Source organism: Proteiniclasticum ruminis DSM 24773 (genome assembly GCF_000701905.1).
GTDB classification, from domain to species: Bacteria; Bacillota; Clostridia; order Clostridiales; family Clostridiaceae; genus Proteiniclasticum; species Proteiniclasticum ruminis.
The window spans coordinates 185,081-201,374 of sequence record NZ_JNKC01000001.1 but is presented as its reverse complement, the minus strand read 5'-3'; the positions used below and the strand labels follow the sequence as shown (position 1 = coordinate 201,374).

General features: G+C 41.1%; 15 protein-coding genes. All 15 read left to right on the top strand.

Annotated features, from left to right (window positions below; all coding sequences use genetic code 11):
- Positions 1 to 106: 106 nt before the first annotated feature.
- The 15 genes from T487_RS0101025 (at position 107) to T487_RS15675 (ending at position 16,284) form a co-directional block, all read left to right on the top strand.
- On the top strand, positions 107 to 550 hold the full coding sequence (locus T487_RS0101025; RefSeq protein ID WP_031572936.1) for a Dps family protein: 444 nt from the start codon (positions 107 to 109) through the stop codon (positions 548 to 550).
- A gap of 129 nt (positions 551 to 679) precedes the next feature.
- Positions 680 to 1,774, top strand: coding sequence for a redox-regulated ATPase YchF (gene ychF, locus T487_RS0101020; RefSeq protein ID WP_031572933.1), 1,095 nt, complete (start codon positions 680 to 682; stop codon positions 1,772 to 1,774).
- A 111-nt stretch (positions 1,775 to 1,885) separates the two neighbouring features.
- A complete protein-coding gene (locus tag T487_RS0101015) occupies positions 1,886 to 3,283 on the top strand; it encodes a CPBP family glutamic-type intramembrane protease (RefSeq protein ID WP_031572931.1) in 1,398 nt (465 codons plus the stop codon).
- The gene (locus T487_RS0101010; protein ID WP_051651417.1) at positions 3,259 to 3,570 is read left to right on the top strand and encodes a DUF503 family protein; all 312 of its coding nucleotides are present in this window, start codon (positions 3,259 to 3,261) and stop codon (positions 3,568 to 3,570) included. Before T487_RS0101015 ends, T487_RS0101010 begins: the two co-directional genes overlap by 25 nt.
- Before the next feature lie 10 nt (positions 3,571 to 3,580).
- Positions 3,581 to 5,275, top strand: coding sequence for a M3 family oligoendopeptidase (locus T487_RS0101005; protein WP_031572927.1), 1,695 nt, complete (start codon positions 3,581 to 3,583; stop codon positions 5,273 to 5,275).
- A gap of 144 nt (positions 5,276 to 5,419) precedes the next feature.
- Positions 5,420 to 6,661, top strand: coding sequence for an EF-P 5-aminopentanol modification-associated protein YfmF (gene yfmF, locus T487_RS0101000; protein WP_031572926.1), 1,242 nt, complete (start codon positions 5,420 to 5,422; stop codon positions 6,659 to 6,661).
- The gene (yfmH, locus tag T487_RS0100995) at positions 6,661 to 7,932 is read left to right on the top strand and encodes an EF-P 5-aminopentanol modification-associated protein YfmH (protein ID WP_031572925.1); all 1,272 of its coding nucleotides are present in this window, start codon (positions 6,661 to 6,663) and stop codon (positions 7,930 to 7,932) included. The genes yfmF and yfmH overlap by 1 nt, the downstream gene beginning before the upstream one ends.
- Positions 7,933 to 8,170: 238 nt before the next feature.
- Entirely contained in the window at positions 8,171 to 8,599 is a 429-nt protein-coding gene (mraZ, locus tag T487_RS0100990; RefSeq protein ID WP_031572921.1) for a division/cell wall cluster transcriptional repressor MraZ, read from the top strand.
- Between the two features lie 8 nt (positions 8,600 to 8,607).
- On the top strand, positions 8,608 to 9,534 hold the full coding sequence (gene rsmH, locus T487_RS0100985; protein WP_031572918.1) for a 16S rRNA (cytosine(1402)-N(4))-methyltransferase RsmH: 927 nt from the start codon (positions 8,608 to 8,610) through the stop codon (positions 9,532 to 9,534).
- Positions 9,535 to 9,558: 24 nt separating this feature from the next.
- Positions 9,559 to 10,065 (top strand): hypothetical protein, encoded by a 507-nt coding sequence (locus T487_RS0100980; protein WP_155953231.1) that lies wholly within the window; start codon positions 9,559 to 9,561, stop codon positions 10,063 to 10,065.
- A gap of 15 nt (positions 10,066 to 10,080) precedes the next feature.
- Complete coding sequence (locus tag T487_RS0100975) at positions 10,081 to 11,817, top strand: peptidoglycan D,D-transpeptidase FtsI family protein (RefSeq protein ID WP_031572911.1); 1,737 nt, start codon at positions 10,081 to 10,083, stop codon at positions 11,815 to 11,817.
- Between the two features lie 108 nt (positions 11,818 to 11,925).
- A complete protein-coding gene (locus T487_RS0100970) occupies positions 11,926 to 13,281 on the top strand; it encodes a UDP-N-acetylmuramoyl-tripeptide--D-alanyl-D-alanine ligase (protein WP_031572909.1) in 1,356 nt (451 codons plus the stop codon).
- Positions 13,272 to 14,219: a phospho-N-acetylmuramoyl-pentapeptide-transferase gene (gene mraY / locus T487_RS0100965; protein ID WP_031572907.1), complete on the top strand. Its 948-nt coding sequence runs from the start codon at positions 13,272 to 13,274 to the stop codon at positions 14,217 to 14,219. The genes T487_RS0100970 and mraY overlap by 10 nt, the downstream gene beginning before the upstream one ends.
- Positions 14,220 to 14,244: 25 nt before the next feature.
- Positions 14,245 to 15,429, top strand: a complete 1,185-nt coding sequence (gene ftsW, locus T487_RS0100960; protein ID WP_031572905.1) for a putative lipid II flippase FtsW — start codon at positions 14,245 to 14,247, stop codon at positions 15,427 to 15,429.
- A 27-nt stretch (positions 15,430 to 15,456) separates the two neighbouring features.
- Complete coding sequence (locus T487_RS15675) at positions 15,457 to 16,284, top strand: cell division protein FtsQ/DivIB (protein ID WP_031572904.1); 828 nt, start codon at positions 15,457 to 15,459, stop codon at positions 16,282 to 16,284.
- Positions 16,285 to 16,294 lie beyond the last annotated feature (10 nt).

Below are 16,294 nucleotides of genomic sequence, written 5' to 3'. Positions count from 1 at the left end.
CCCTTCACGGGGGCTTTCCAATTACAAGATATCGGAAAGAAGAAGTAATTGAGCATAGGCGCTTAGAACAGATTTTTATAACTGTAAAGTAATGGAGGAATAAATAATGGCAAAAACAAAACTGGAAACAAAACTAAATCAGTATGTTGCAGATCTTACCGTGATGTACACAAAGCTTCATAACGTTCACTGGTATGTGACTGGAAAGCAGTTCCATAGAATGCATGAGCTTTTCGAGGGATACTACAACAAAGTGACCGAAGACATGGATGAAGTGGCAGAAAGAATGCTTCAGCTAGGATACACTCCTGTCGCAGCTTTAAAGGATGTTCTGGAAATTGCTAAGATTGAAGAACGTTCTGAAGAGTTTGGTAAGGATATTGATTTTGTAGAGATTGTGAAGAAGGACTTTGACTACCTTCTGAGCCTGACTCTGGAAGTCAAGGAAGAAGCAGAGAAGGCTGGAGATGATCCAACGGTAGATATTATGAATGAGCTTACAGCATATTACCAGAAAGAACTCTGGATGCTGAATTCCACACTGGCATAGGAAGAGTTGTTACCCCGGCGCATCAGTTTTTACTGATCCGCCGGGGTTTTTCCTTTCCATTCTTGATTAATACCTTATTCATCTGTATAATTGACTAGATGTAATAGAGAAAAGTGAGGAAATAAATTTATGAAATTAGGAATTGTAGGATTGCCCAATGTGGGAAAGAGTACTCTTTTCAATGCAATAACCAAGGCTGGCGTGGAAGCTGCAAACTATCCGTTTGCAACAATTGAACCTAACATAGGCGTTGTAACTGTACCGGATGAACGGCTTGATGCGCTGGAGAAGCTTTATAATTCAAAGAAAAAAGTATATGCTCATGTAGAGTTTTATGATATTGCAGGTCTTGTAAAGGGCGCATCCCAGGGAGAAGGTTTGGGAAACAAGTTCCTCTCCCACATTCGAGAAGTAGAATCTATCATTCATGTTGTGCGCTGCTTTGAAAATGATAATATTGTCCATGTGGAAGGTAATGTGGATCCAATAAGAGATATTGAAACCATAAATCTTGAACTGATTTTTTCTGATTTAGAAACATTGGAGAAGAGAATGGACAAGTCTATGAAACTGAAACGTTCTGGAGACAAAACAGCACAGGCGGAGTATGATCTCATGGAGAGAATCAAAGCGCATCTTGAAGCGGGGTTCCCTGTAAGGACTTTTGATGCCACTGAGGAAGAAGAGGAAGTAATCAGAGGACTGTTTCTTCTTACTTCAAAAAAAGTGCTGTATGCAGCGAATATTTCAGAAGAGGACCTGATGTCCGGGGAAGAAAATGATCTGGTTAAAAGAGTCCGTGAGTATATCAAAGATGAGAATGCAGGTCTTGTGACCATTTGTGCACGATTAGAAGAAGAACTTTCAGGTCTTGAGGATGATGAAAAGCTCGAAATGCTTGCAGAATATGGAATCAATGAGACTGGACTGGACAGATTGATTAAAGAAAGCTACAGACTTCTAGGGCTTATGAGCTTTCTTACAGCAGGACCTCAGGAAATCCGTGCATGGACTATTAAAGTTGGTACAAAAGCCCCTGTGGCGGCAGGGAAGATCCACTCTGATATTCAACGAGGTTTTATCAGAGCTGAAGTCATCTCTTATGATGCACTTATGGAATCAGGTTCCGAAGCTCACGCTAAGGAAAAGGGCTTATACAGAATTGAAGGAAAAGAATATGTGATGCGTGAAGGCGATGTGGTGAATTTCAGATTCAACGTCTAATTTTTCGTTTGGAAAACCTGAGTAGCAATGCTCAGGTTTTTTCTTATGTTCAGAGAGAGTTCTATTTGATATACTGAAACTATAAGATAAAAGATATATGGAGGAACAATCATGACGGACTTTAGAAATATGAGCGTAACAAAATTTCTTCTGCTGCTATTCGGAATATTTTTTTCGTATATTCTGTTGGCAGTACTCATTGAAGTAACTGGCGCTCCTAAGAATTTACTCTATATTGTGCAGATTCTATTTTATGTAGTACTGTTCTTTGCCTTTTTTAGACATGGCCTGACAAGTCAGGAGCAAAAGAAGGTCCTCCTGAATGATAAAAAGACATTTTCATTGCCCCTTATGATGGCGCCTTTCTTCATCGGCAGTCTGGTCAGTGTGCTGTATGGACTGTTGATTCAATTTTTATTCCCAAAGTTATACGAATCTTATCTGGGAGCATCGGAATCGATAGAGCTGATGATAGAACAAGCAGGATATCTGCAGATGTTCATGATCTTTTTAGCCATTGTGGTGCTTGCGCCCATTGTGGAAGAAATCATATTTAGAGGAATCTTGTTCAATCTCATTGCCAAAAGAAAAAGTGCATTGTTTGCGATGGTTGTGTCGTCTCTGATCTTTGGGTTTCTTCATGCGGAAACCATGGTGCCTACTGCAGTGATTGGATTCGTCCTTTGCTTTATTTACCACAAGACTGGAAACCTGTATCTCGCCATGGCTGCTCATGCATTCAACAATCTCATTGCCTTTGTGATGCCTTTCCTTCTGGCCGAGGCTTCTGAAACAAGTATGCTGGTGAGTGTATTCGGAGTCCTGCTTCTTTTGGCCAATGTTGTTATTACCATTCTTTTTGTCCGCTATCTTATAAAGAACTGGAGAAGTATCAGGGAACGAACCCCGTTTTTCAGGTTATCTCCAAATCCTGAAGGTGAGATTGGCCAAAGAGAGGAACAGAAAGAGAAGGGAATTATTGATATCACAAAACACATCGTTAATGGAATGTCTGTTTACCCTGGAGACCCGGAAGTGGTAGTGGAAGAAAAAAATAATATTTCCCAGGATGGGTTCTCTCTGAGGAAGTTGTCTCTTAGCACTCATTCGGGTACTCATATGGATTTTCCTGCACACTTCGTCGAAAATGGAAAAACTGCAGATGATTTTGAATTGGAGAGGTTTTTTGGAGAAACGGTTGTGGTGTCAAGTTTTCATGATCCAATCCCTTATGGTGTGAAAAATATACTTTCAAAAGAAGGATATCTCACAGAAGACAGAGCACAGATGTTTGTAAAAAACGGTGTTCAGCTGATAGGTACAGTTCATGAATCCATCGAACAAGATTATCCATATCCATTGCATAAATTACTTCTCGAAAGTGATATAATAATTTTGGAGAATCTGGAACTGGGTCATGTGGAGCCCGGTATGTACAGATTGGTGGTATTACCACTGAAGATTGAAGGCGCAGAAGCTTCTCCATGCAGGGCGGTGCTTTTCAGATGATACATGAAGGAGTGGCTGTGCTCACATTCAGAGTCGCGTATGTCCATTCGTTGAAAGAAAAAAGAAGCATTGTTTCCAGTATGAAATCGAAAATAAGATCAAAGTATAATGTTTCGGTGATAGAAGCAGATCATCAGGATGTGCACCAGTGTATTGTTTTAGCATTATCGGTAATATCCACATCCAAAGATATGGTAGAGTCCACACTACGTGATATTACGGAGTTTTTACTTCATCAGTTCGATGTGGAACTGATTGGTGAAGAATACTACAGAGAAAATTATTAGGAGGCAAACGATGAAATTTCAAGACTACAAGTACGAACGCCCAGTGGTAGAGGAAATCAAGAAAGATGCGGACGTGCTCTTTTCTGCCATGGAAAATGCTGCAACCAAAGAAGAGTTTTTAGAGCATATGGATGCATTCATACAGCTGAGGCTCCATGTGGAGACCATGTTCCAGCTGGTATCTATCCGCCACAGCATTGATACCAGAGATGAGTTCTATGATAAAGAGTCCGACTATGTGGATATGGCAATGCCTGAGCTGCAGAATCTTGTGACCCGTTTTTATCATATTATTCTTCAGACACCATACCGTACAGAGATTGAAAACAAATACGGCAAGCATCTTCTTAACCTTGCTGAGCTTTCAGTGAAAGCTTTCAAACCTGAAATCATTGAAGATTTACAGGAGGAGAACAAGCTTTCATCAGAATACTCCAAACTGGTTGCTTCAGCGAGCATTCAGTTTGAAGGAGAAGAACGTAATCTTTCCGGACTGATTCCGTTCATGGAGCATAAGGAAAGAGCGGTTCGAAAATCTGCTTATGAAGCCTATTCAGGTTTCTTCCTGGAGCATGAGGCTGAGTTTGACAGAATCTATGATGAACTGGTCAAAGTAAGAACAAGAATGGCAAAGAAATTAGGTTATGAGAATTATGTGCAGATGGCCTATGACAGTCTTCTTAGAACCGAATACGGTCCAAAGGAAGTAGCTGGATATCGTGAAGCAATCTTGAACCATATCGTTCCGGTTGTAATGGACCTTCGAGTGCGTCAGGCCAAGAGGCTCGGACTGGATGGTCTCAAATACTATGATGAAGCCATAGAGTTTACCACTGGAAATGCTACACCCAAAGGAAGTCCAGAATGGATTATAGAGAATGGTAAAAAAATGTATGAGGAACTCTCACCTGAAACAAAAGAGTTCTTTGACTTTATGACTGAGCACGAACTTCTGGATCTGGTTACCAAAAAAGGAAAACAGGCAGGAGGGTACTGCACCTATATCGCAGACCATAAAGCTCCGTTTATTTTCTCCAATTTCAATGGTACTTCAGGAGACATTGACGTGCTGACTCATGAAGCAGGTCATGCATTCCAGGTATATTCATCAAGACACTATGAGGTTCCAGAATATAGCTTCCCAACCTACGAGGCATGCGAAATCCATTCCATGTCCATGGAGTTCTTCACATGGCCTTGGATGAATCTGTTCTTTGAGGAAGATACGGATAAGTACAAGTTTTCCCATCTTCAGGGAACACTCCTCTTCCTTCCCTATGGAGTTACGGTGGACGAGTTCCAGCACTTCGTGTATGAGCATCCTGAAGCCACACCTGCTGAAAGAAAGGCAAAGTGGAGAGAGATTGAGAAGAAATACTTGCCATTGAAGGATTATGAGGAGAATGATCTGTACAACAGAGGTGGATTCTTCTTTAAACAGCTTCATATTTTTACTTCACCATTTTATTACATCGACTACACTTTGGCTCAGGTATGTGCGCTGCAGTATTTTATGAGAAGCCGTAAAGAAGGAAAGAAAGCTTGGGATGATTATGTTGCACTCTGCAAAGAGGGTGGAAGCAAACCGTTCCTGGAACTTGTGGAACTGGCTGGACTGAAAAATCCATTCCTGCCCGAGACCATTCCATCCATTATGCCGGAAATCAAAGCATATTTGGATTCAGTAGACGATACCAAATTATAAAGGGAAGTGACATACCCGAAGGACTGCTGTTGAAGCAGTTTTCGGGTGTGTTTTTCTTTAAGAAGATTTTCAGGCTTTAATGTGATACTATATTGTATGCAACTATTTAATGAGATCCGGATTCAAGCTGGATGTGGAGGAAGTATGAAAAATATTGGAATTATTAAAACAGATAAATTTAAGAATAATGCCATCAGCCTTGTGATTCCCGTTGGGCTGGAAGAGAACGTCACAGGGTATAACGTGATGGCTCAGCTGATGAAAAGAGGAACCAAGGCATTCAGTTCGTCCTCTGCCATCGCAAGATATCTTCAGGAACTATACGGTGCGGTGTTCGACATCGGATTACATAAAGTGGGAGAAAAGCTTTTTGTGATCTTTTATGTCAGTTTCCTTGATAATAGATTCACTTTATACAAAGAGGATTTATGGGATAAAGCAATTTTTCTTCTGGAAGAAGTGCTGTATCATCCATTGTTTGTCCGAGAGGATTTTTCGGCGGAAATCATCAGTCAGGAACTGGATAATCACAGACTGTATATTGAATCAGTTTATGATGACAAAGGTCACTATTCCATGAATCGGGTAGTGGAAATCGGTGTCTTGGATGAATATAGAATTCCAGAGTACGGCACTTTGGAGGAATTGGATGGAGTGACTCCCAAAGTATTGGAGAAGCTTTGGGAAGATCTGTTGAAAAAGCCAGCCTTCTGTTATGCGTCGGGGAATATTGAGGATGAGGCTAAGATATCAGACAAGCTTTCCATGTTGAAGATTCTCAAGGATGAGCCTGAAGAGCAGTCTGAAGTGTCTTATGGCGAAAGAAGTTTCATAGAGAGAGCGGACATTGTGTATGAGCCTATGAAGATCAATCAGGGGAAGATGTCATTGCTGTACAAGACCAATACAACAATTTTCAGTGGCGATTATTTTGCGCTTGCTGTTTTTAACTCTATCTTCGGTGGAGGAGCTCATTCGAAATTATTCAACGAAGTGCGTGAAAAGCACTCTATGGCCTATTCCATATACTCTTCATTTGATAAGTTCGCTGGTGTCATGACCATTGGAGCTGGTGTGGATTTCACGAAGTTTGACAGAGCGAAGGAGCTCATCGACGAAGAGCTTCAGAAAATGATTGATGGAGAATTCAGCAATGAAGAAATGGAGATTGCACGGACAAAGATGATCAGCACACTTCATTCCATGGAGGATTCCATGTACAACACCTCAAATTATCTCATCGCTCTCAGAGTATTCGGTATTCACTATACGGTGGATGATGTGATTGATGGAATCAAAAAAGTAACCAAAGAACAGGTGATTGAAGCAGCCAAGAAAGTGGAGTTTGTATGTGCCCACTATCTAGGTGGAGAGGAGCTTTCATAATGAACTACAAAGAACTGAAATTTATTGACGAAAAAATATATGAGACTGAAATCAACGGACTTAGAGTCTTTTATATACCGAAAAAAGGATTCACAAAATCCTACGCAATTCTGACCTCTGATTTTGGCAGCAAGGATGTGGAGTTTTCTGTTGATGGAGGCGAAACCTTCAAGAAATATCCAGAGGGTATCGCACACTTTTTAGAGCACAAGATGTTTGAGATGCCTGGCGGCCTTAATGTGTTCAACCGGTTTACAGAACAAGGGGCTTCTGTGAACGCCTTTACGAATAACCATCAGACATCCTATTATTTCAGCACCACAAACCACTTTATGGAAAATCTTTCACTTCTTCTGGAGATGGTTTTCACGCCGCATCTCACTGATGAAAATGTGGAGAAGGAAAAGGGAATTATCGCAGAAGAAATAAAGATGTATGACGACCATCCTGGATTCAGAGGTTATATCGAAGCGTTAAAATCCATGTACTTCAGGCATCCTGTACGAGAGGATATTGCGGGAACAGTGGAATCCATCTACAAACTCACAGCGCAAGATCTCATAGAGTGCTATGAAGCATTCTATCATCCGGAAAATATGATTCTTGTTCTCGTCGGAGACATTCCTATGGAGGAAGCTGTTTTGCTGCTTGAGAAAAAGGTGCATAGAGGAGAAAAACTTCATTTGGTCAAGAAAACCTATATGGAGCCGCAGAATGTGAATAAAACAGCCTCGATTTTAAGCATGGGGCTGCAGGTTCCCAACTATATTTATGGTGTCAAGGTGCTGCCTGAAAGTCCTAATCTTATGAAGGAGTCGCTGACAGGAACAGTGATGATGAAGCTTGTATTCGGGTCTACGTCCGTGTTTTATGAAGATATGCTGAAAGAAGGAGTCTTCAATGACAGTTTCTCCAGTGAATTCAATCTTGCGAACGATCATGGCGAAATCTTCATCGGTGGTGAATCCAAGGAACCTCAAAAGGTACTGGATACCATAGAGCGATATATAAATAAGGTGCTGATGGATGAAGCATTTTTTGAAGGTCAGCAGGAAGCTGTGGAAAGAATCAAAAAATCAATGACAGGAAGCTTTGTAAATGTGTTTAACTCTGTGGACAGAATCGGAGTAACAACCACAGGGATGCTTCTTCATGGGGAGGATTTATTCTCTTATGTGGATACTTTGAGAGAAATCAGCACATCAGATGTGAAGTCGGCTTTTCAGAAGGTTTTTCGAAAAGATAATGCCGTTCAGATCATTATTTCTTGAAAAGTACACGAAGTGGAAATCGATATAGAGAAGCATTTGTGAATTAATTTACATTATTTTTGTTGGTATTTTCTGAAAATGACGAAAACCTATGGTGCTCATGATGAATCTAATTAAAGATTTTCTGTGAATTTTAAACTTATTTTATTTATAACCCTTCAAACTATTGAAGGGTTATATTTTTTTGTGTAGAATGAACATATAAGTGGTGAAAAGTGGTGGAAAGTGGTGATTTAAGATGCTCATTGGTGAGTTTAGTCATGGAATGGATAAGAAAAACAGAATAATTATTCCTGCTAAGCTCAGAGACGGTCTTGGAGACACCTTTATCATGACCAAAGGGCTTGATTCCTGCTTATATATTTATCCAAAATCAGAGTGGGAAGTTTTTGAGAAAAAACTGAAGGCTTTACCCATGACAGATAAGAATGTTCGTGCGTTTGTCCGTTTCTTCTTTTCTGGAGCAAACGAGATGGAACCTGATAAAATGGGGAGAGTTTTAATTCCGCAGTCGCTGCTTTCATATGCAGGCATTGAAGGTGAAGTGGTAAGTGTAGGCATGATGGATCGTGTTGAAGTGTGGTCAAAAGAAAAGTGGACTGCGTATAACGAGAGTGACATGGATATGGATACAATTGCGGCAAAAATGAATGAGTTAGGGATTTAGGTGATTGTATGGAATTTAAACATGTGTCAGTGCTGCTGGAAGAATGTCTGGAAGCTCTCAATATCAAAAAAGATGGAACTTATGTTGATTGCACCTTAGGTGGAGCTGGCCATTCAAAAGAGATTCTCAAAAGAATTGAGACGGGAAAATTGATTGGTATCGATCAAGACCAGGATGCACTTCATAATGCGAAGACGATTTTATCCCAATACAGCAATGTGATATTAGTGCACTCGAATTTTGAGATGATCAAGTCCATCATTGAAGACCATGCACCTGAAGGTGTTGATGGAATTCTCATGGATCTTGGAGTCTCATCTTATCAGCTGGATGAAGGAGAAAGAGGCTTCTCTTACATGAAAGATGCGCCTCTGGATATGAGAATGAATCAGGATGATCCTTTCTCGGCCTATGAAGTAGTCAATGAGTATGATGAAGAGAAAATATATAGAATCATACGGGACTACGGAGAAGAGAAGTTCGCTAAGAGAATCGCAGGGTTTATAGCGAAAGCCAGGCAGGATAAACCGATCAGTACAACTTTGGAACTTGTTGAAATTATTAAAAATGCCATTCCAGCCAGGGCGAGAAGAGAAGGTCCTCATCCCGCTAAAAGAACTTTTCAGGCAATAAGAATTGAAGTCAACAGAGAACTTACTATTTTAAAAGATACTATAGAGGATGCGGTAGATGGGTTGAAGCCAGGGGGAAGACTGGCGATCATCACCTTCCACTCCTTAGAAGACAGAATTGTAAAAAATACATATCGTGATTTAATGGATCCTTGTACCTGTCCAAAGAATATGCCATGTGTCTGTGGGAAGACAGCCACGGTAAAAATTCTTACCAGAAAGCCAATACTGCCCTCGGAGTTAGAAATAGAAGAAAACCCGAGATCACGCAGTGCGAAGCTCAGGGTGTTGGAGAAACTATAGGTTAGGGACTGATAGAAAGGTGTGATGATGATGGCACTACCAGAACGTGTTCCGTATATTCATGCGGTACCGAATCCAAGCGTCGAGAGAGAACAGAAGAGACGTGAGATGGAAGAAAAACGTAAGATTCAGAGATCAAGAGAACAGTATCAGAAAAAGACGGCGGTTCGGAACAACGCTATGAAAAAAAGTGTTGGACGGTCCATTTTCTTTATGGCTGTTCTACTTGCATTTGTACTGTTTAGAAGTTCTATGGTATTTGATTTGCAAAATCAGTATGTGGGGATGCAGAATCAGATCAGAGAGACTGAAAAACTGAATGAGGATCTAAGATCCAAGATCATTAAAGCATCCTCTATTAAGGAGATTGCAGAAAAATCCAAAGAAATGGAACTTCAGACTGTGAATCGTGAAGATTATATTGAAGTGGACTTATCGGTAAATCATTTTTCGGATGGTGTAGCTGTAACTGAAGAGAAAAGTCTTTCTGAACAAATTCTATCCCTGATTCCTTTTGAATTTGCACAGTAAGAATATGAGGGTTGTATGAAGAAATCGAGATACTGGGCGGTTATTATCATAACGTTTGCCGTGTTTATGGGGCTGAGTGCCCGTCTCATTTATGTCACAGTCATAGCACGCGATGAGATTCTTTCAAAGGCTCAAAGCCAGATTTTGCAGAAACTAGCACTTCCCGCGAAAAGAGGAAGTATAGTAGACCGTAATGGTGCGCTCCTGGCTTCTTCGACGGAAGCTTACCGTGTGGATGTGGATCTAACGACATTCAGAAGAAAGCTTGAAAAGACAGAGCGTGAAGCTTCCTATTACGCTGCGCCTCTAGCAGAGGTGCTGGCTATGGAGGTGGATGAGGTTCTCAGTAAACTTACTTCTGAAAGTACTTCTGTCATTCTCAAGAGAAAGATTGAAAAAGATACCATCGATGCGCTGCGCACTTATATCGGTGAAGCGCACATTGATTTTCTGGTCATCGGATATGATGACATTCGTTATTTCCCAAACAGCAACTATCTTTCTCAGGTTCTTGGTGCAGTCAATATAGATGGTGAAGGCATTATGGGACTAGAGTATTACTATGAAGATCTGCTGAAGGGTGTAGATGGAATCAAGATTGCAGAAACAGATAAACAGAGAAGAGAACTGCCTTATAGTGAGGTAATTGAAACTCCTGCCATCAATGGGAGTGATTTATATCTCACCATTGATGAAAAAATACAGTATATTGTGGAAAAAACTGCAGAAGCCGCCATGGCAAAGCATGAAGCCGACAGTGTGACCATCCTTGTGTCAGATCCTAAGACGGGAGGCGTATTAGGACTCGTAAATTTGCCGGATTTTGATCCGAATAAACCTTTTGAAGGCAAAAGCAGTGATGAGTTCAATGAAATATCAAGAAATTTTGCAGTGAATGATTCTTATGAGCCTGGATCCACATTCAAGATTGTTACGATCACTGCTGCACTTGAAGAAGGTGCCATTGGAGAACATGAGCACTTTCATTGCGAGGGATTTATTTATGTCAATGGTGTACGGATTAATTGCGTTAATTATAAGGCGCATGGGGATCAGACAGTAGCAGATATTTTAAAGAACTCCTGTAATGTGGCAACCATTCAGATTGCACAAAGACTAGGCGCTGAAAAATTCAACGAGTATCTTAAAAAGTATCAGTTTGGAGCAAAGAGTGGCATCGACCTTCCTGGTGAGGCTGGTGGGATTGTTTTTAAGCTGGAAGATCTTACGCCAATCAATCTGGCAACTTCTTCAATTGGCCAGGCACAGACGGTAACACCAGTCCAAATGCTGAATGCTATGAATACCGTGGCTAATGGTGGAGAAATGATTCCGCTGCATGTGGCAGAAAAAGCAATAGTGACAGACGTAAATGGAGAGATTACAGTAGATGAACTGAATGTGCTAGAAGAGAAACATGTAATCTCCGAGGATACAGCAGGAATTATGTTGGAGTATCTCTACAGTGCCACAGGAAAGAATCCGACAAACCGTGCCTATATTGAAGGGGTAAATGTGTTTGGGAAAACAGGTACAGCACAGAAAATCGTTACGGACGAGAATGGAAAGAAGAAATATTCCGATGAGGAGTATATTTCATCTTTTATCGGGGGCGCACCTTATGAAGACCCTAAGATTACAGTGCTTGTTATTGTGAATAATCCAAAGGATGAAATTTTTGGTTCCATTGTCGCTTCGCCTTGGGCTCGTGAAATTTTCTTGGAAGTGGATCAATATTTGTCCTTACGTTAATCAATAATAGCATGTGATTTCACATGCTATTTTCTTTAATCAAAGTAACGAGAAAAGAAATATGGTATAGTAATTAGTGATTTTGACTGATGGAGTAGTGAGGTAAAGATGAAAACCATTTTTATAAAAGATATTGTAGAGAAGCTGGATGCAGTAGTGTATGGCAATATGGAAGCCAGTTTTCAGGACGTTTTTATTGATTCAAGAATTGTATCGGAAGACTCTTTGTTTATCGGTATTAAAGGGGAGCATTTCAATGGAAATGAACACTATCTGGATGCTTTTGAGAAAGGAGCATCAGTGGCAATTATTGAAGGGATAGAACCGACAGAGATTCCAGCAGGTAAGGCTGTACTGAAAGTTCAAAGCACTTACCGGGCAATTCTGGATCTTGCGCATTACTACAGATCTCTATTATCTGTAAAAATTATTGGTATTACTGGTTCAACTGGAAAGACGTCCACGAAGGACATTCTCCATGGGATGTTGTCTAAAAAATACCGGGTTTTCAAAACGTCAGGGAACTATAATAATGAACTAGGACTCCCACTGATGATCTTTTCCCTCGATGACAGTTATGATTTTGCGGTCCTGGAAATGGGCATGAGTGCACCTTTAGAGATTCACAATCTGGCACGCGTCGCGTTGCCGGACTATGCAATCATTACGAATATCGGGTTATCTCACATTGAGAACTTGGGATCACAGGAAAATATATTGAAAGCTAAAATGGAAATCACAGATTTCTTCTCAAATCACTCTCTTCTGGTGCTGAACGGAGACGATCCTTATCTGAATACGGTTACCGACAAGAAATTCAGGGTTCTTACTGGGGGCTTGAAAGAAGGAGATTTCATTGCTAAGAATGTGAAGCTTCATGAGGGCTCTGTAGAGTTCACAGTGAACAAGTCTAAAGATGTCATACGTCTTCATATACCAGGCAGACATAATGTGCTGAATGGAATTCTCTGTTACATTATGTCCAAAGAACTTGGCCTGACGGACCAAGATCTTCATGAGGTGGAAGTAGCGAAGAGTGCAATGAGAATGGATGTGTTGAAGTACGAGCATTTTACAGTAATCAACGATTGTTATAATGCAAGTCCAGATTCCATGAAAGCCGCACTTCATTATCTAGCCCAGTTCAAGGGCAGGAAAGTAGCAGTACTTGGGACGATGCGTGAACTGGGGGAGGAGTCCATGGACGCGCATAAAACGGTTGCCCTTGCAGCAAAGGAGCGCGGTGTTGACCAGGCTCTCTTCGTAGGTGAATATCAAAAAGTCATGGTGGAAACCTTTGGAGAAGGATCTATGGGGGTTGATACCTTTGAAGAAGCCCAGCAAGCGCTGAAAGGGTTCTTGAAGAAAGGCGATGTGGTGCTCCTGAAAGCATCTCGAGGAATGTATTTTGAAAGGTTTCTACCAATACTTGAAGAACTCGGAGGAAATAAAGAATGGAAATAAGTGTTATTTCGCTTTTTGTCAGTATGGCTGTAGGCATAGCCATGGGACCCTATGTAATCAGAAAGCTGAAAGCATTCAAGTTCGGCCAGAACATCAGAAAGGAAGGTCCTGAGTCTCACTTAGTGAAGCAGGGAATTCCAAGTATGGGCGGTGTTCTATTTCTCTCAGTTCTTCTTATAGTGGGACTTTTGTTCTCTAAGATAAACGCTACAGTAGTATTTATGATCGTTGTGACACTCTCCTTTGGCCTCATTGGTTTTATGGATGATTATCTGAAAGTGAAGAAAAAATCTTCCGATGGACTGAGTGCCAAAAGTAAAATGGCCTATCTTCTGCTTTTTGGTATCCTTGCAGGGTGTGTACTGCATTTTGGATTCAACTATGATACGGTAAGGATTCCATTTGTGAATACTGAGGTTTCACTTGGTATCTTTTATGTGCTCTTTGTAGTGGTATTTTTTGCATCGGTGACTAATGCAGTAAATCTGACCGATGGGATAGATGGATTGTCTTCCACAGTGACCATTTGCGTTCTGATTTTCTATGTTCTTGTCGGTATGAAACAGGAACAGGAGCCAGTAGTTCTCTTTTCTTCCGTTCTTATAGGTGGTCTGCTGTCATTTCTGTTTTACAACCGCTATCCGGCTAAAGTGTTTATGGGAGATACGGGGTCTCTTGCATTAGGCGGTGCCGTAGGTGTTGCTGCACTGATGACCAAAACAGAAATTCTCCTCATACTTGTGGGGATTGTCTATGTGGTGGAAACTTTATCTGTGATTATTCAGGTGGCAGTTTTTAAAAAGACAGGAAAGCGTGTTTTTAAAATGGCACCGATCCATCATCACTTTGAAGCACTGGGGTGGAAGGAAAACAAAATTGTTGTTGTTTTTGCTTCAGTCACACTACTTGCAGTGGTTGCAGCGTACCTGGTTTTATAGCGTGTGAGAGGCTGAGGGAGGCATCATGGAAAGAACAAAAGATTTTTCTGGAAGAAGTGGCTCGCCTTCGTCGAAAGCCAGAGTACAGAAAGTAAGAAAAAAGAAAGCGAAAAAGTATAAAGAAGTTGATTTCACCCTGCTTGCAGTTACGGTAGCGCTGGTTTTATTCGGTCTGCTGATGGTGTACAGTGCTTCCAGTTATGAGAATATCGTACGGGGACGTGAATCCTATACAGATGTCATAAGACAAGGTTTTTTCGCAGCTGCTGGTCTTTTTATCATGGTTTTTGTGGTATCGAATTTTGATTATCATTTTATGACGATGTCTCGAACGAAACTTCTGGTGTTTGTGGTTTTAGTCTTGAATGTGGCTGTTATTCTTTTTGAACCTGTTAAAGGCGCAAGCCGATGGCTTCGTTTTGGAAGTCTTTCTCTTCAGCCTTCAGAACTTGCAAAGTTCACCATGGTGCTCTATGCGGCCAATACATTGAAAAGACTGGATTTATTAAAGGGAAAGAAAAAATGGAAGCCAACCATTCGAGTTTTTGTCATGATGATTGTGTTTGCAGGCATCGTGGTGATTCTGCAGAGCAATCTCTCCATTGGAGCAATCATCGTGATTACTTCTTTGATACTGATTTTCCTTGCAGGAGGAACGTTCCTGCAGCTGTTCACCTATGTGTCCATTGGCATCAGCGGTCTTGGAATTCTTCTTTGGATTGAGCCTTATAGAATGGCAAGACTTCTTAATTTTGGGGATCCATTTAAAGAAGCCCAGGGGGCAGGTCATCAGCTGGTTCAGTCACTCTACGCCCTCACAAGTGGAGGCGTATTCGGACAAGGGATTGGCATGTCCAGACTAAAAGCGTTTTGGCTGCCTGAAGCACAGAATGATTTTATTTTCGCAGTAATTGTTGAAGAACTGGGTCTCATCGGAGGACTTTTCCTGATGCTTCTTCTTCTGATTCTCATCTATAGAGGAATCCGCATATCTATTGAAGCGAAGGATCAGTTCGGCAGGCTCCTAGCAGTGGGCATCACCGCCATATTTGCTTTACAGTCCTTCATCAATATTGCCGTGGTTATTGGCGCTTTCCCGGTGACGGGGGTTACATTGCCATTCATCAGCGCTGGAGGAACATCTCTGGTGGTTAATCTAGTTGCAGTAGGTGTACTGCTTAATATTTCAAGACAGTCAAAATCTGTGTGATTTTGAGAGGAAGAGGGGTGACAGAAAGTGAGCCTAAAAGAAATTCAGGAACGGATAGAACGCAAAAAGCGCCGTAGAAGAAAGAGGATCCTTACTGTACTTCTTGTGTTGGTCATAGCCGGTGTGATTGGTTTTCTATTGAAAGCACCATACTTTACAGTTGGAAAAGTAACCGTATCTGGTCAGGTGGAGATTCCTAAAGGGTTTGTGGAGGAAAGCGCAAAATCATTATTCGGTGAAAATATATTTCTCATGAATACCCAGGCAATCACAGAACACCTGAAAAAACATCCATATTTTTCATCAGCAGAAATCAAGAGAGTACTCCCCAATGGTATTTCAATCAAAGTAAAGGAACATACTGCAAAAGTGAATTATTACAGTAATGGTGTGTATAGTCTTCTTACAGAAACGGGAAAGCTTCTGGATGTGGGAGCAAATCCCATAGAGGGAGTGACTTTGATTGATGCAAGACCACTTCCGGAGCTTGGTGGAAATATCTATGAGGATGCACCGGAAAAAATGAGGATACTGGAAACATTTGTCGTACTTCATGAGAGAAACACAAGTGTAGTGGAATTATCGGTACTGGATCTCACAGAGTCTTCCAATATCAAGACGTATTACCATGATACGGAGATTCGTCTGGGATATGGCGATTCATTAAAGGAAAAGCTGAATGCGGCCATCAATATCATCCTCTCAGGTCATCTGGATGAAGTGAAAGGATATTTGGATTTAGCGTATGCGGATGATCCGGTGATTTTTGATGAAGGAAGAATCACTACCCCTTCAGAGGATGGCACTTCTGGAGAAGGAGAGCAGGAGCAGGAAGAGGAAGGAAATGAAGAGTAAGGTGACAGAT

Bases quoted from the DNA above. Each gene is read 5' to 3' on its own strand.
- ychF (WP_031572933.1), top strand. From the start codon at position 680: ATGAAATTAGGAATTGTAGGATTGCCCAATGTGGGAAAGAGTACTCTT.
- T487_RS0100975 (WP_031572911.1), top strand. From the start codon at position 10,081: ATGAAGAAATCGAGATACTGGGCGGTTATTATCATAACGTTTGCCGTG.
- T487_RS0101010 (WP_051651417.1), top strand. From the start codon at position 3,259: ATGCAGGGCGGTGCTTTTCAGATGATACATGAAGGAGTGGCTGTGCTC.
- T487_RS0100980 (WP_155953231.1), top strand. From the start codon at position 9,559: ATGATGATGGCACTACCAGAACGTGTTCCGTATATTCATGCGGTACCG.
- T487_RS0101005 (WP_031572927.1), top strand. From the start codon at position 3,581: ATGAAATTTCAAGACTACAAGTACGAACGCCCAGTGGTAGAGGAAATC.
- yfmF (WP_031572926.1), top strand. From the start codon at position 5,420: ATGAAAAATATTGGAATTATTAAAACAGATAAATTTAAGAATAATGCC.
- T487_RS0101015 (WP_031572931.1), top strand. From the start codon at position 1,886: ATGACGGACTTTAGAAATATGAGCGTAACAAAATTTCTTCTGCTGCTA.
- ftsW (WP_031572905.1), top strand. From the start codon at position 14,245: ATGGAAAGAACAAAAGATTTTTCTGGAAGAAGTGGCTCGCCTTCGTCG.
- T487_RS0101025 (WP_031572936.1), top strand. From the start codon at position 107: ATGGCAAAAACAAAACTGGAAACAAAACTAAATCAGTATGTTGCAGAT.
- rsmH (WP_031572918.1), top strand. From the start codon at position 8,608: ATGGAATTTAAACATGTGTCAGTGCTGCTGGAAGAATGTCTGGAAGCT.
- yfmH (WP_031572925.1), top strand. From the start codon at position 6,661: ATGAACTACAAAGAACTGAAATTTATTGACGAAAAAATATATGAGACT.
- mraZ (WP_031572921.1), top strand. From the start codon at position 8,171: ATGCTCATTGGTGAGTTTAGTCATGGAATGGATAAGAAAAACAGAATA.
- mraY (WP_031572907.1), top strand. From the start codon at position 13,272: ATGGAAATAAGTGTTATTTCGCTTTTTGTCAGTATGGCTGTAGGCATA.
- T487_RS0100970 (WP_031572909.1), top strand. From the start codon at position 11,926: ATGAAAACCATTTTTATAAAAGATATTGTAGAGAAGCTGGATGCAGTA.